Genomic DNA, 13,865 nt, shown 5'->3' with positions numbered 1-13,865 from the left:
TGCCGGCGGCGGTCCGTTGCAGACCGCCCGCAAGACACTGCCGCGGGGGCGGCGCGTATGCTACCGCACTCCCGCACCGCCTGATGATCTTTCTTCGCGGAAAACCGACTTGGATCAAATCGTCGACACTGCCACCCCATCCCCCGACACGCTGCTGCGCATCATCGCCGTGCAAACCGAGATCGCGAAACTCGGTCTCGACCTCGGCAGCGTGATGGCCCATGTGGCCGAGCAGGTGCCGCTGCTCACCGGCGCGAGCGCCGCGGCGGTCGAATTCGCCGAAGACGACGACATGGTGTACCGCGCCGCGTCGGGCACGGCCGCCGGGATGCTCGGCCTGCGGCTGCGGCGCTCGGGCAGCCTGTCGGGCCTGTGCGTGCAGCGCGGCGAGTTGCTGCACTGCGTCGATTCGGAAACCGATCCGCGCGTCGATCGCGACGCGTGCCGCCGGGTCGGCCTGCGCTCGATGCTCGTGATGCCGCTCACGCATGCCGACACGACGGTCGGCGTGCTGAAGGTGATGTCGCCGGACGTCGACGGCTTCTCGCAGGCCGACGCCGGCACGCTGCGGCTGACGGCCGGGCTGATCGCCGCCGCGATGTTCCATGCCGCGCGCAACGAGGCGAACGAGCTGTACCTGCGCGCGACGCACGACGCGCTCACGGGCCTGCCGAACCGCGCGCTGTTCTACGACCGCCTGCGGCAGTCGATGCATACGGCGCTGCGCGCGAACGGCCGGCTCGGCATCCTCAACATCGACATGGACGGGCTGAAGCCGATCAACGACGGTTTCGGCCATCGCGCGGGCGATGCCGCGCTGCGCGAGATCGCCACGCGGATGATCGGTGCGGTGCGGCGTTCGGATACGGTCGCGCGCGTCGGCGGCGACGAATTCGCGGTGATCCTGCCGAACGTCGGCAACCGCGACGATGCGCACACGCAAAGCACGCGGCTCGCGCGGCAGGTCGGCGAACCGTTCGAATTCGAGGGACACGCGCTGCGGCTAGGCGTCAGCGTCGGGATCGCGATGCTGCCCGACGACGGCACCGACATGAACGCGCTGATCGAGCATGCGGATCAGGCGATGTACGAAGCCAAGCGGGCGCGATCGCAGCGTGCGGCGCGCGTATAACGCCGGCCCGAAGGAAATCCCCTCGAGGGGCGCGCGGAAAGCCTCGATCGCCAGCCCGGTGCGAGCGTGAGCAGGCGCTACCCCACCTGCGGCATCGCGATCGCGAGCCCGACCACGAGCCACTGCACAACCGCGACGAGCACGCCGGCCCGGCACAGCCCGACCGCGCCGCGCACGCGCGCGTCGAGCGCGCGCCCGGCCTTCGCTGCGTCGATCCAGCCGAGATCGGCGAGCGCGCGGTCGAGCGCCGCAAGCCCGTCGTCGACCGACGCATCGCCCGCCGCCGCGCGCGCCAACGCGGCGAACAGCCGGCGGTCGATCTCGATGCGCACCGCGTACCACAGCGCCGCGATCCCCGACCCCGTGCTGACGACGGCCAGCAGCACGCGCGCGATCGTCGCCGGCGCCCAGCCCGATGCAATCCACCAGCCCGCACCGGCCGCGGCCAGCGCAGCCGCGATCGCCCACGCGCCCGCATCGAGCGCGCCGCGCGCGGCGGCAATCCGAAATGGAGCGGACGGATCGCGCATCACACGCCTCCCGCGCTGCGACGGCGATCGATCCAGTGCTGCAGCACGGCCACGCCGTCGTCCGACCACACTGCATGCGGCCGCACCGCGCGCACCGCGGCAAGCGCGTCGCGCGCATCGCCGAGCCCGCGCCGCGCGGCGAGCCATGCGGCCGCGCACAGCACGCTGCGCCCGTAACCGAGCGCGCAGCAGACCAGCACGTCGCGCCCTTCGCCGTGCAGGCGCTCGAGCGAAGCGACTGCCTCCGCGAGTTGCGCTGCGGTCGGTGCGACGAGGTCGAGCTGCGGCACGGCCGCATACGCGAGCGACGCATCGGCCGCCGCCCAGCGCGGCATCTCGGCGGTCAGGTCGACCAGCGCCGTGAAGCCGTGGCGCCGCACGTCGCGCGTCGTCGGCGTGCGGCCGATCGACACGCGCTCGTCGATCCGCACCGGCGCCGGCTGCCGAAACGTCCACAGCCGCGAATTGACGAACGCGCCGGCGATCGTCGGCGCGAGCAGCCAGCGGATGAAGACCGGCAAACGCCCGTGCGCATCCTTCTGAAAGGCGCCGGGTGCACCGCGCCGGTAGAGCCACGCGACGCACGCGAGCGCCAGCGCGATCCACCCCGCCGCCAGCGCCCAGCCCGGCGCGCGCGGCACGCACCACAGCGCCACGAGCGCGACCAGCACCGCACCGAGCGCATAACGACGCGCGAGCGCGCGGCCGGCCGCGCCCGGCGACGCGTCGGCGCCCGGCAGCCGGCCCGCGGCATCGCGCAGCGGAAACAGGAACAGCGCGAGACAGCCGACGGCCGCGCCGGTCGGCACGTCGATCGCGTGATGCTGGTAGGTCGTCAGCACCGACACGCCGATCGCCGCGAACCACAGATGCAGCACCACGCGCGCGACCGTACCGCGCAGATGCTTCGCATAGACGGCCCACAGCACGACGAGCAACCCGATGTGCAGCGACGGCGCCTGGTTGAACGGCTTGTCGAAGCCCATCAGCAGCGTGAACAGCGCGCCGGCCGCGCCGCCCGGGTCGGGCCGCTCGAAACCGAAGCGCAGCGGCCACGCGATGAAGCACGCGACCGACACCAGTTGCACGGTCAGCAACCGCTTCACGTGATCGAGCAGATCGTCGCGGCGCGTCCAGAAGAAGAACGACAGCGCATACAGAAGATCGATCGACCAGTACGGCACGATCGTCCACGGCACGAACGGGACCGCGTGCTCCCAGCCGAACGCGAACGTCGGCACTGCCGCGCGGCGCGCGGCGAGCCAGTTCGCGAAGCCGTACGTCGAAAAGAACACGGCGCCCATCGCCGCGAGCCAGCCGAAGCGCAGCGCGAACGACGCGTCGCGCGCGCCGGCCGCCGGCTCGGCGAGGCCGCTCGCGCCGCCGCCGAGCGCGCTCATGACGCGTCGAGCCGCTGCGCGAGGCTGACCGTGAAGATGCCCATCTCGTCGATCCGCTGGTCGAGCTTGCGGAAGCCCGCGCGCGCGACGAGTTCGTCCATCTCGGCCTGCGAGCGGCGACGCATCACCCAGGTCGCCTCGCCGCGGTGATTGTTCAGCGCGCGCGCGATGAATTCGAGCTGCGGATGCCACGGCTGCCCCGTATAGACGAGATAGCCGCCCGGCGGCACGGCCTGCGCGAGCCCGCGCAGCGAACGTTCGATCAGCGCGTTCTCGCCGAACAGTTCGTAGAGACCCGACACGATCGCGAGCGTCGGTCGCGGCTCGAGCGTCGCGAGCGACGCCTCGTCGAACGCGTCGCCGCGCTCGAAGCGCGCGATCGGCTCGAGCCCGCGCTGCGCGATCAGCACGCGCCCGGCCTCGACGTTCGGCGGGCTGTAGTCGCGCAGCGTGATGTCGTCGGGCGCCGCGCCGTCACGCTCGGCGGCCGTCGCGATCGCGTCGAGCACGTAGCGCCCGTGCCCGGCCGCGATGTCGACGATCCGCACCGGCGTGCCGTGGCCGCGCAGGCGGCCGATCGCCGCGCCGATCAGCTCCTGCAGGTGCACCTTGCGCTGGCGGATGCCGACCCAGCCCGGCGAATCGAGATACGTGCGGTCGACCAGCGCGCCGACGCCGAGCCGCCCCTGCGCGCGGTTGCGGTACACGTAATCGAGCGTCGAGCCCGAATCGAAACCGAGCCGCAGCCCGAGCGCGATGCCGTCCGACAGCGCGCCACCTGCTTTCAGGCCGGCGCGCGTGAGCGCCCAGTACGCCCGCGCGAACACGTTCGCGGGCGGGCGGCCGAGCGCCGCGTATTCGTCGTGGAACGCGCCGCGCCGGTCGGCGTCGGCGAGCGACACGCGCGGGCTCGGCGTATCGAACTCGCGCAGCACGAACGCGCGCAGCGGCGCGAGCGCCTGTGCGCGGTCGCGCTCGCCGAGCGTGTCGTGATAAAAGCCCGGCAGCACGATGCGCTCCTTGCGCGCCGAGCCGAGCCGTTCGAAGAAGCGGTCCTGCGGGCCGCGATGCACGACCCAGTCGGCGCCCGAGATCAGCAGTTGCGTCGGCACGGTGATCGCGGCCGCGTCGGCGACGATCCGCTGCGCGGTGTCGTGCAGGTCGAGCAGCATGTTGACCGCGATCGGCCGCGTGATCAGCGGATCGGACGCGTAGCTCGCGATCCGCTCGGGATCGTGCGTGAGGAATTTCGGCTTCACGTAGCTGTTCACGTAGAACAGCCCGCGCAGCTTGCGCATCAGCCGCAGCCCCGGCCGTGCGAACGGCACGTAGAGCTTGATGTGGAATGCCGGCGACGCGACGACGAGGCAGCGGATCGGCGGCGCGTAGTCGTGCGCCCAGGTCGCGGCCAGCACTGCACCGACGCTCTGGCCGACCACGGCCATGTCCTCGATCGCGATGCCGTGCGTGTCGCGGATATGCTCGACGAAGGTCTGCAGGTCGCGCACCGACGCGGCCGCGCTCGGGCTATAGCCGCGCGCGCCGGGCGAGCGGCCGTGGCCGCGCGCGTCCCATGCGAAAAACGCGAAATCCGGCAGGTCGAGCTCGTCGACGAGGTGCGCGACGCGCGCCGAATGCTCGTGGCCGCGATGCAGCAGCACGATTGCGCCGCGGCAGTGCGGGCCCGTCGCGGGCCAGTGACGATAGAACAGCGTTTCGCCGTCGTGCGTGATGAAGCCGGCCTCGCGGGCCGTGCGTGCGCTCATGTGATCTCTCTCGTTTCGTTATTCGAATCATGTGGCGCCGCCCTCCGGCGCCTCGTCGGTCAACCGCCCTTTTCGGCGATGCCGGCCTGCACGCGCCGCACCACCGTCACGATCGACAGCACGATCAGCAGCCGCCACAGCCACGCGGCGATGCTGCCGACCGGCAGGCCGAAGCCGATCCACAGCGCGAACGCGCCGAGGGCCAGCGCGCGGTCGCTCTTGCCGAACGGGCCGTCGTAGCGGCGCGTTGCGCCGACGAGCGGCCCGATCAGCCCTGCGCATTCGACGATCACCGCCGTCAGCGCGAACAGCCAGACGTCCGCCGGAGCGAACGCGGAAATGGCGAGAAACGGCAGCACGAGCGCGACATCGGACACGATGTCGCCCAGCTCGTTCAGGTATGCGCCGAGCGTGCTCTTCTGCCCGTGTTCTCGCGCGAGCATGCCGTCGATCGCGTTGAGCGCCATCCGCGCGAACAGCCACAACGGAATCAGCAGAAACAGCACGCGGGCGAATACGCCGAGCCCGGCGAGCGCGCCGACGACGATCGAGCCGCCGGCCGCGAACAGCGTGACCTGGTTGGCGGTGACGCCGCGTTCGGCGAGCGAATTCGCGAACGGGCGCAGACGGTCCTGGAATTTGGGTTTGAGTGCGTAGAGGCTCATCGTTTCGTATTCGTATTTTTCGCGCGGCACAGTCGGACACGTTTCCCGCCGCCATGCCCCGGGCGGCGAAACGGCCTTCGTCGGCCTTCAATGGACGGCCCTCATCGTCGCCGAGCCGCTCCGATGCGTCAAGCACGCCACGGGGCCGCCCGCGCGGCGCCAATCTGGCGTTTTTGGCGGAAACTCGCGATAATCCGCTGGCCCGATCGCAGCGAGGATCCATTCGAACTGCAAACGGGCGCTCGTGCAATGGCCGATCATCACGCCGCCGACCGGCACATTCGCCGCTACGCAGCGTGGCGTGACGGCGAACCGTCCGATTATCGCGGACCTGCGACAGGCAGTCACGAACTTGAAAAAATTTAAACAAAGGCCGTCCGGCGCGCATCCTGCCGCGCCGGCACTCCGGGATCCCGCCCGCCGCGCATGCGCGGCAGGCCGGGCATGCAGGCAGGAGGCACCGCGCCGATGAACATCGTCAACGTCTGGCAGCGCGACTTCCTGCTGTCCATCGTGCGGCTCGTCGCCGGCGCGTATCCGGTCTGGCATCAGGCGCCGCCGTCCCCGACGCAAAAGATCTATTTCTCGAACCACACGAGCCACATCGACACGCTCGCGATCCTCGCCGCGCTGCCGCGCGACGTGCGCGCGGTCGTGCGGCCGGTCGCCGCGCGCGACTACTGGGACAGCAGCGACATGAAGCGCCACATCGCGCAGAAGCTGCTGAACGTGGTGCTGATCGACCGTCACCGCGAATCCGGCGGCGACCCGCTCGAACCGGTGCGCGACGCGCTACGGCAAGGCCACTCGATCATCATCTTCCCGGAAGGCACGCGCGGCGCCGACGTTCTGCCGCAGCCGTTCAAGAGCGGGCTGTTCCATCTCGCGACCGAGTTCCCGAACGTCGCGCTCGCGCCGGTCTACCTCGAGAACCTGCAGCGCATCATGCCGAAGGGCGCGATCTGGCCCGTGCCGCTGATCTGCAAGGTGCACTTCGGCGCGAACGATGCGCTCGGCGACCAGGAAGACAAGCCGACGTTCCTCGCCCGCATGCGCGACGCGATCGTCGCGCTCGCGCCGCAGCGGCCCGCGGGCTGAACGCGGCGCCCTCCACTCCCTTTTTCCGGATATCCCCATGCGAACTCTCTTCTGGGAACTGGTCGCGGGCGTCACGGGCGTGCTCGTCGTCGCCACCGTGATCGGTGCGATCCTCGGCGCGCGCAGCGGCGGCACGAGCTCGACCATCGTCAACCTGAACCAGCGCATCCGCGCGTGGTGGGCGATGATCGCGATCATGGCCATCGCGATCGGCCTCGGCAACAACGTCACGTATCTCGTGTTCGCGCTGCTGTCGTACCTGACGCTGCGCGAATTCATCACGCTCACGCCGACCACCGCGAGCGACCACACGACGCTCTTCATCGCGTTCTTCGTCGCGATCCCCGTGCAGTACCTGCTGCTCGGGATCAACTGGTACGGGATGTATTCGATCTTCGTGCCCGTGCACCTGTTCTTCGCGATGTCGCTCGTGTCGGCGCTCACGCAGGACACGCGCGAATTCCTGAGCCGCAACGCGAAGATCAACTGGGCGCTGATGGTATGCGTGTACGGGCTGAGCCACGCGCCGGCCGTGCTGATCCTCGACATTCCGCGCTACGCGGGGCAGAACGCGCTGCTGCTGTTCTTCTTCCTGGTCGTCGTGCAGATCAGCGACGTGCTGCAGTACGTCGTCGGCAAGCTGTTCGGGCGCCGCAAGATCGCGCCGCAGCTGTCGCCGTCGAAGACGGTCGAAGGCTTCGTCGGCGGCGGCCTGCTCGCGACGCTGTGCGGCGCGTCGCTGTATCGCGTGACGCCGTTCAGCTTCGGCGCGGCGTTCGGGATCTCGCTCGCGATCGTGATCGCGGGCTTCGTCGGCGGGCTCGTGCTGTCGGCAGTCAAGCGCTCGCTCGGCACGAAGGACTGGGGCTCGATGATCGCGGGCCACGGCGGGATGCTCGATCGCGTCGACTCGATCTGCTTCGCCGCGCCGGTGTTCTTCCACCTGGTGCGCTACCTGTACGTGTGATGCGCGGAGGGTGTGACGCGGCCTTCGCGTCGCGCCGCAACCACTCAATACCCTTCCCGCACCGCCTTCGGCACGACGTAGCGGCCACGCGCCGCGTCGAATTTCACCACGTAGCGCGCCCGGACCGCGCGATCGCCGCGCGTGCCGGTTTCGGTCACGATCAACGGATAGACGGCGCCTGTGCCGGTCAGGTCCGGCGTGATCTCGAAGCGCAGCGCTTCGCAACGCACCGGGGCGTTCGCGCATTCGTTCGACTCTGCATTGTCGAGCGCCTCATTGATGCGCGCCGCCGCAAGCACCAGCGCATCGCCGTACGGCAGCCAGATCGAACGGATACGTTGCGTATAGCCTTGTCGCGAATCGCCGTCGCCGATGACGAAACCGAACAGGTGCGGCCCGAGCCGCTCGATGCGCGGCGTGCCCGGCTCGCCGCGCGTGCCGGACGCGATGTCCGTCTTCTTCGACACCGCTTCGAGTCCCTTGCCGTCCGGCGAAAGCCGCAGCACGTACAGATCGACCGTGCCCGGCGTGGCGTCGCTGTCCATGCCCGGCATTCCGTTCTGCACGGCCGCTTCGGTCTCGCCGCACATCGCGAGCAGATACCGCGGGCCGTCGGCAGTCGCAACGCGCAGCGAGCCGCACGGCGAATATATCGAATCCCCCGCGTCCGACTGCCAGCCCTTGCGGTCCGCGCGCCACGTGCCGTAGCTGTCGCTAATGAACTTCTGCAACTGACGGTCCGGATGGATCGGATCGGCCGCGGAGACAGGCGACGACGCGGAGAGCGCGGCGAGCACCGTGAGTGCGGCAAATGCGAATGGCGAAGCCGCGAACCGGCGACGACGCCCGGCCTCGCCATTCGCGCCGGCCGGCGTTACGATTTCGTTCTTCATTGCAGGACCCGGTCGATGCGCGCGGCCCGCGCCGCGCGCGCGGGCATGCACCCGCGAGCCCGTAGCGTACACGCACGGCGCCCGTTCCGCCGCTCCCCCTTCGTGCATCCCTCTCGCAGCCTTCGGCGACCGCGGCCGGATCACGCCGATACTGTCTCGGCCCGGTGCGAACCCGCGAGCTTGAATTCGCCGACCGTCTGCGCGAGCTGCGCCGCCTGCTCGCGCAACAGCGCCGCGGCGGCGGCCGATTCCTCGACAAGCGCCGCATTCTGCTGCGTCGAGTGATCGAGCTGCGACACGGCCTGGTTCACCTGCGCGAGCCCGGTGCTCTGCTCGTTCGCCGCGACCGTCATTTCCGCGATCACGCTCGTGATGCCGCGCACGCCCTCGACGATCTCGTCCATCGTCGCACCGGCCGTCTGCACGAGCCCCGAACCGCCCTCGATCTTCTCGACGGACGACTGGATCAACTGCTTGATTTCCCTGGCCGCCACCGCGCTGCGTTGCGCGAGCGTGCGCACCTCGCCCGCGACCACCGCGAAGCCCCGCCCGTGCTCGTGCGCGCGCGCCGCCTCGACGGCCGCATTCAGCGCGAGGATGTTGGTCTGAAACGCGATGCCGTCGATCACGCCGATGATGTTCGAGATCTCGGCCGACGCCTTCGTGATCTCGTCCATCGTCGCGACCACCTCGCTCACCACCTCGCCGCCGCGCACGGCGACACCCGACGCCGATTCCGCCAGCCGGCTCACCTGCGTGGCCGCATCGGCCGAGTTGCGCGCCGTGCCGGCGATCTCCTCGAGCGCGGCCGCCGTCTCCTGCAGGCTCGATGCCGCAAGTTCGGTGCGGCTCGACAGATCCTGGTTGCCCTGCGCGATCTCCGCGCTCGCCACGTTCACGGATTCGCTGAAGCCGCGAATCTGCAACAGGATCGCACTGATCTTTTCGGCGAACATATTGAAAGCGTGCGCGATCTGCGCGGCCTCGTCGCGGCCGTCGGCCGGCAGCCGCTTCGTCAGGTCGCCGCTCCCGCTCGCGACGTCGGTCAGCGCGTCGCGCACGAGCAGCACGCGCTTGAACGCCGCGTTCGTCAGCGCGCCGACGAGCGCTGCCGCGACGCAGGCGACGACGAGGATCGCAACGAGCGTCGTCGTCGCGACGGCCCGCATGCCGGCCGTCACGTCCGACCGGTCGAGCGCCATCACGAGCGACCAGTCCGTCCCGGCGATCGGGCGCGCGCGGAGCAGCTTGGTCACGCCGTCCACATCGATCGCCACCGGTTCGGTCGCCGCCTGCAGGCCGGCGAGGCGCTCCGGCGTCAGTTCGGGCGACAGCTCGACGGCCGGCTTCATGATCAGATCGGTCTTCGCGCCCGCGATCAGGCGCCCGCTCTTGTCGACCAGGAACGCGAAGCTCGACGGCGTCGGGTGCATCGATGCCACGATCGCGCTCGCGCGCTCCATATAGAGGCTCGCCGCGAGCACGCCCTTCAGCGTGCCGCTGCGCACGATCGGTGCGGCGAACGCGAAGGCGGGCTTGCCGGTCGACGCGTCGCGGTACAACGCCGTGACGACGAGCCGGCCGGCCTCGACCGCCTGCTTGAACCACGGGCGCGCGGTCGGATCGTAGCCGGCCGCGAGCGGGACGTTCGAGAACGCCGTGCGGTCCGGCAGGCCGAGCGTGAGCACCTGGAAGCCGCCCGATTTGCCGAGCAGCGTCAGCGCCGGCAGCGGGTCGCCTTCGCCCGGCGCCAGCGTGTCCGCGAGCGCCTGGGTCTGCTGAGCGCGGCTCGCGACCCATTCGTCGAGCGCGAGCGCGTGGCCGGTCAGGACGGACTGCAGGTTCTGGTCGATGGTTGCGTCGTTGTGCTGCTTGACGACGTAGTAAACAAGGCCGCCTGTCACGGCCAGGGCCGTGACCACGATGGCGACGCAGGTCGCCAGAATTCGGGCGCGAATCGATGACAGCATGATGACGGTGATCTCCGGTTGCCGCGTTGTTTTCGATTGGTCAAATGGGCACTCAATCGTCCTTAACGACCGCGCGAGACGCAACTTGAGGTCGGACTGGTCGGACCGGAGAAAAAAAGCGAAACCGGGCAGGCAAAAGCACGCACGACGTCGTGTTCGCGGGCAGCAGCCTCGCGGTCGATCCGTTCGGCAACGTGATTTTCGAAGCCGGCAACACGATTTCGACCAGCTCGCCGCGTCGCGCGCAATCTACGATTATCGAAAGGATCAGCGCCTGCACATCGCCGGCGCGCGCATCGAACACGCGGACGGGCGCCGCGAGCTGCTGATTCCGTGACCTTGTGCCCGCACCCCGGCGCGGACGCCGTCCGTCACGCCGGGTCGGGCACCTCGATCGCCAGCAACGCCGAACTGACCGACTTGCCGTGCGCATCGAGCGCGAGCGAGCGCGTCACGCCGCCGCCGAGTGCATCGCGCAGCACGAAGTTGAACGCGCCCAGCGCCGGCAATTCGTAGCGCACGACGTCGCCGTGCACGATGCCCGCGAGCCACGCCTTCACCTTGCCGGCATCCAGATGCGTGCGCAGATGGTCGTAATGACGCGGATCGCGGCAGATGACCGACACGTTCAGCGTATTGCCCTTGTCGCCGGTGCGCGCGTGCGCGAGTTCACGCAGTTGCATCATGCCTCCACGAATGAAAACGACGGCGTCACCGCCGCGCGCGGCAGCAGCACCGACTGCACCGCGATCACCTCGCGCGTCGACTTGAACGCGCCGCCGCCGCCGGCCGGCCCGTTCGTATAGAGCGTCTCGACTTCGTTGCCGATCCGCACCGCTTCGTCGGCACTCGCCGCACGGCCGGCCACCCGCACGCGCACCTCGGCCGGCTCGCCGCGCACGGCCGGCGTCGCGTCGCCATACAGCGAATCGACGCCGATCAGGTCGAAGCGCAACTCGGTCGCGGCGACGCCGGTCAGCGCCAGCCGCTCGCGGACGATGTCGAGCGCGAGACGCGCGCGTTCGAGCGCGCCGGGGCCGCCGTACGAGATCTGCCCTTCGCCGATGTAGCCGTCGACGTACGCCACCGACACCTTCAGCGTATCGGGCCGCGCGGTGCCGCGCCCGCCCGTCACGCGCACGCGGTCCGTTGCTTCCTCCGCGACCGCGACCCGCGTGAAATCCGCGACGACGTCGGGCTGCAGATACCGCGCCGGGTCGTGAATCTCGTAGAGCAGTTGTTCCTTGCAGGTCGCCGCGCTCACGCGGCCGCCCGCGTGCGCCACCTTCGTGATCACGACCGAGCCGTCGGCCGCGACTTCGCCGATCGGGAACCCGAGGCGAGCGAGATCCGGCACGTCCTTGTAGCCGGGATCGGCGAAATAGCCGCCCGTCACCTGCCCCGCGCATTCGAGCAGATGGCCGACGACCGTCGCCTGCCCGAGCGTGTCCCAGTCGTCCATCCGCCAGCCGAACGCGTGGATCAGCGGTGCGGCGAACAGCGACGGATCGGCGACGCGCCCGGTCAGCACGACGTCCGCGCCGGCCGCGAGCGCGTCGACGATCGGCGCGGCGCCGAGGTACGCGTTCGCGGACACGATGCGGTCGCGATACGCGGCGACTTCGTCGCCCGATTCCTCGAAACGGAACGCACCGCGCAGCACGACGTCGAGCACGTCGTCGCCTTCGACCGCCGCGACTTTCAATTGAGCAATACCGAGCGATTGCGCGATCTGCGCGGTACGTCTTGCCGCGGCGCGCGGGTTCGCCGCGCCCATGTTCGACACGATGCGCACGCCCTTCGGCACGGCGACCGGCAGCACCGCACGCATGCGCGCGTCGAGCAGCGGGTCGTAGCCGAGCGCCGGATCCTTGCGGCGCGCCTGCTGCGCGATCGCGATCGTGCGCTCGGCCAGGCATTCGAAGACGAGATAGTCGAGCTGCCCGTGTTCGGCCAGCTCGACCGCGGGCTCGATCCGGTCGCCCGAGTAGCCGGCGCCCGCGCCGACGCGCACGCGCCGTTCAGGTTGCTTTGCTGTCATGTCCGTACCGTCGTCCGGCGGGCGCGCCGCCGGGAAAAATCAAAAGATGCCCAGCACGACGCACGCGATCGTCATCACGATCGAGGCGCCGAACAGCAGCGGGAACGTGAATTTCTGATGCTCGGCCAGCTCGATGCCGCACAGGCCGACGACCAGGAACGTCGCGGGCGTCAGCGGGCTGACCGGAAACCCGGTCGTCATCTGGCCGAGCAATGCGGCCTGCCCGACCTGCACGGCCGGCACGCCGAGCTGGCCGGCCACCTCCGCGATCACCGGCAGCACGCCGAAGTAGAACGAATCGGGATCGAACAGCATGCTGAGCGGCATCGACGCGAGGCCGAGCACCACCGGAATATGGCCGGCCATCGACGGCGGCACGAAGCCGACCGCCGCCTGCGCCATCGCCTTCAGCATCCCGCTGCCCTGCATGATCCCCGTGAACACGCCGGCCGCGAGCAGGATGCCGGCCATCATCAGCGCCGCGCGCGCATGCGCGTCGACCCGCTTCCTCTGCATGTCGACGTCCGGGTAATTCACCATCAGCGCGATGCACAGCCCGACCATGAACATGATCGCCGGCGGGATCTTCTCGCCCATCACGACCATCGTGCCGAGCACGACGAGCGTCAGCACGAGGTTGAACCAGAACAGGTGCGGCCGGCGCAGCGCCTGCTCGTCGGGCGTCAGTTCGCGCGTCGGCAGCGGGATCGATGCATCGTCGCGCGTGAGGCCCAGCCGCTTCTCCTCGCGCCGCCCGAGCCAGTACGCGACGCCGAACACGAACACGAGCCCGATCGCCTGAACCGGAATCAGCGGATTGAACAGCGCCGACACCGGCAGGTGCAGCGACGCCGACGCGCGGATCATCGGCCCCGTCCACGGCAGGAAGTTGATGCCCGCGGCCATCGACACGGCCGCGGCCAGCACGCGCCTATCCATCTTCAGCCGGTCGTACAGCGGCAGCACGGCCGGTATCGTCACGAGAAAGCAGACAGCGCCCGAGCCGTCGAGATGGATCAGCAGCGCGAGCAGCGTCGTGCCCATCACGATGCGCGTCGGCCGCGTGCCGACCGCACGCAGGATGCGGTCGATGATCGGGTCGAGCGTGCCGGCGTCGGTGATCGTCCCGAAATACAGGATCGCGAACACGAACATCCCGACGACGGGCGCGAGGCCCTTCAGCCCGTCGATCACGAACTTGCTGGTGTGCAGCCCGAAACCGCCGATCAGCGACGCCGCGATCGGCACGATGATCAGCGCGACGAGCGGCGACATCCGCTTCGACAGAATCGCGGCCAGCAGCACGACGATCGTGCCAAGCCCGAGTAACGGCAGCATCCGTGTCTCCTACCTTGTCTTTTGTTGGGGACGAGCGTAAGGTCGGCGCAGCGATAGCACAATTG

General features: G+C 69.7%; 14 protein-coding genes. 5 read left to right on the top strand and 9 right to left on the bottom strand.

Annotation, left to right across the window (positions count from 1 at the left end; translation table 11 throughout):
* The first annotated feature begins 109 nt into the window (after positions 1-109).
* Entirely contained in the window at positions 110-1,132 is a 1,023-nt protein-coding gene (locus FPJ27_RS25880; protein ID WP_204426182.1) for a sensor domain-containing diguanylate cyclase, read from the top strand.
* Between the two features lie 77 nt (positions 1,133-1,209).
* Here the strand turns inward: FPJ27_RS25880 and FPJ27_RS25875 are convergent, their stop codons facing one another.
* Genes FPJ27_RS25875 through FPJ27_RS25860 form a run of 4 tightly spaced genes read right to left on the bottom strand, consistent with a single transcriptional unit; the run spans position 1,210 to position 5,493 of the window.
* On the bottom strand, positions 1,210-1,662 hold the full coding sequence (locus FPJ27_RS25875) for a hypothetical protein (protein WP_204426181.1): 453 nt from the start codon (positions 1,660-1,662) through the stop codon (positions 1,210-1,212).
* Complete coding sequence (locus FPJ27_RS25870; protein WP_204426180.1) at positions 1,662-3,062, bottom strand: phosphatase PAP2 family protein; 1,401 nt, start codon at positions 3,060-3,062, stop codon at positions 1,662-1,664. The genes FPJ27_RS25875 and FPJ27_RS25870 overlap by 1 nt, the downstream gene beginning before the upstream one ends.
* On the bottom strand, positions 3,059-4,828 hold the full coding sequence (locus tag FPJ27_RS25865) for a bifunctional alpha/beta hydrolase/class I SAM-dependent methyltransferase (protein WP_204426179.1): 1,770 nt from the start codon (positions 4,826-4,828) through the stop codon (positions 3,059-3,061). The genes FPJ27_RS25870 and FPJ27_RS25865 overlap by 4 nt, the downstream gene beginning before the upstream one ends.
* Before the next feature lie 59 nt (positions 4,829-4,887).
* Positions 4,888-5,493: a CDP-alcohol phosphatidyltransferase family protein gene (locus FPJ27_RS25860; RefSeq protein WP_072436404.1), complete on the bottom strand. Its 606-nt coding sequence runs from the start codon at positions 5,491-5,493 to the stop codon at positions 4,888-4,890.
* Between the two features lie 123 nt (positions 5,494-5,616).
* Here FPJ27_RS25860 and FPJ27_RS36620 point away from each other — a divergent pair, with 123 nt between their 5' ends.
* The 3 genes from FPJ27_RS36620 to FPJ27_RS25845 all read left to right on the top strand — a co-directional run bounded on the left by FPJ27_RS36620 (position 5,617) and on the right by FPJ27_RS25845 (position 7,558).
* Positions 5,617-5,859, top strand: a complete 243-nt coding sequence (locus FPJ27_RS36620; RefSeq protein WP_239483384.1) for a hypothetical protein — start codon at positions 5,617-5,619, stop codon at positions 5,857-5,859.
* Positions 5,860-5,961: 102 nt separating this feature from the next.
* Positions 5,962-6,591, top strand: coding sequence for a lysophospholipid acyltransferase family protein (locus FPJ27_RS25850; protein WP_034183469.1), 630 nt, complete (start codon positions 5,962-5,964; stop codon positions 6,589-6,591).
* A 37-nt stretch (positions 6,592-6,628) separates the two neighbouring features.
* Positions 6,629-7,558 carry a phosphatidate cytidylyltransferase gene (locus FPJ27_RS25845; RefSeq protein ID WP_034183328.1) on the top strand — a complete coding sequence of 310 codons (930 nt, stop codon included), beginning with the start codon at positions 6,629-6,631 and terminating at the stop codon, positions 7,556-7,558.
* 44 nt (positions 7,559-7,602) lie between these two features.
* Here FPJ27_RS25845 and FPJ27_RS25840 read toward each other — a convergent pair whose 3' ends face one another.
* Both FPJ27_RS25840 and FPJ27_RS25835 read right to left on the bottom strand, forming a co-directional pair.
* A complete protein-coding gene (locus tag FPJ27_RS25840) occupies positions 7,603-8,451 on the bottom strand; it encodes a topoisomerase IV (RefSeq protein ID WP_204426178.1) in 849 nt (282 codons plus the stop codon).
* Positions 8,452-8,591: 140 nt separating this feature from the next.
* Positions 8,592-10,421 (bottom strand): methyl-accepting chemotaxis protein, encoded by a 1,830-nt coding sequence (locus tag FPJ27_RS25835; RefSeq protein WP_204426177.1) that lies wholly within the window; start codon positions 10,419-10,421, stop codon positions 8,592-8,594.
* Between FPJ27_RS25835 and FPJ27_RS36615 the strand changes: the two genes are divergently transcribed.
* The gene (locus tag FPJ27_RS36615; protein WP_239483383.1) at positions 10,420-10,758 is read left to right on the top strand and encodes a hypothetical protein; all 339 of its coding nucleotides are present in this window, start codon (positions 10,420-10,422) and stop codon (positions 10,756-10,758) included. The genes FPJ27_RS25835 and FPJ27_RS36615 overlap by 2 nt on opposite strands.
* Before the next feature lie 34 nt (positions 10,759-10,792).
* Here FPJ27_RS36615 and FPJ27_RS25825 read toward each other — a convergent pair whose 3' ends face one another.
* The 3 genes from FPJ27_RS25825 to FPJ27_RS25815 are packed head-to-tail and all read right to left on the bottom strand — an operon-like array spanning position 10,793 to position 13,800.
* Positions 10,793-11,104, bottom strand: coding sequence for a hypothetical protein (locus FPJ27_RS25825; RefSeq protein WP_034183467.1), 312 nt, complete (start codon positions 11,102-11,104; stop codon positions 10,793-10,795).
* Complete coding sequence (locus FPJ27_RS25820) at positions 11,104-12,462, bottom strand: acyclic terpene utilization AtuA family protein (RefSeq protein WP_204426176.1); 1,359 nt, start codon at positions 12,460-12,462, stop codon at positions 11,104-11,106. The genes FPJ27_RS25825 and FPJ27_RS25820 overlap by 1 nt, the downstream gene beginning before the upstream one ends.
* A gap of 39 nt (positions 12,463-12,501) precedes the next feature.
* Positions 12,502-13,800, bottom strand: a complete 1,299-nt coding sequence (locus FPJ27_RS25815) for a citrate:proton symporter (protein WP_204426175.1) — start codon at positions 13,798-13,800, stop codon at positions 12,502-12,504.
* Positions 13,801-13,865 lie beyond the last annotated feature (65 nt).

Source organism: Burkholderia sp. MS455 (assembly GCF_016899445.1).
In the GTDB taxonomy this organism is placed as follows: domain Bacteria; phylum Pseudomonadota; class Gammaproteobacteria; order Burkholderiales; family Burkholderiaceae; genus Burkholderia; species Burkholderia pyrrocinia_C.
This window is presented reverse-complemented; position numbering and strand designations above follow the sequence as displayed.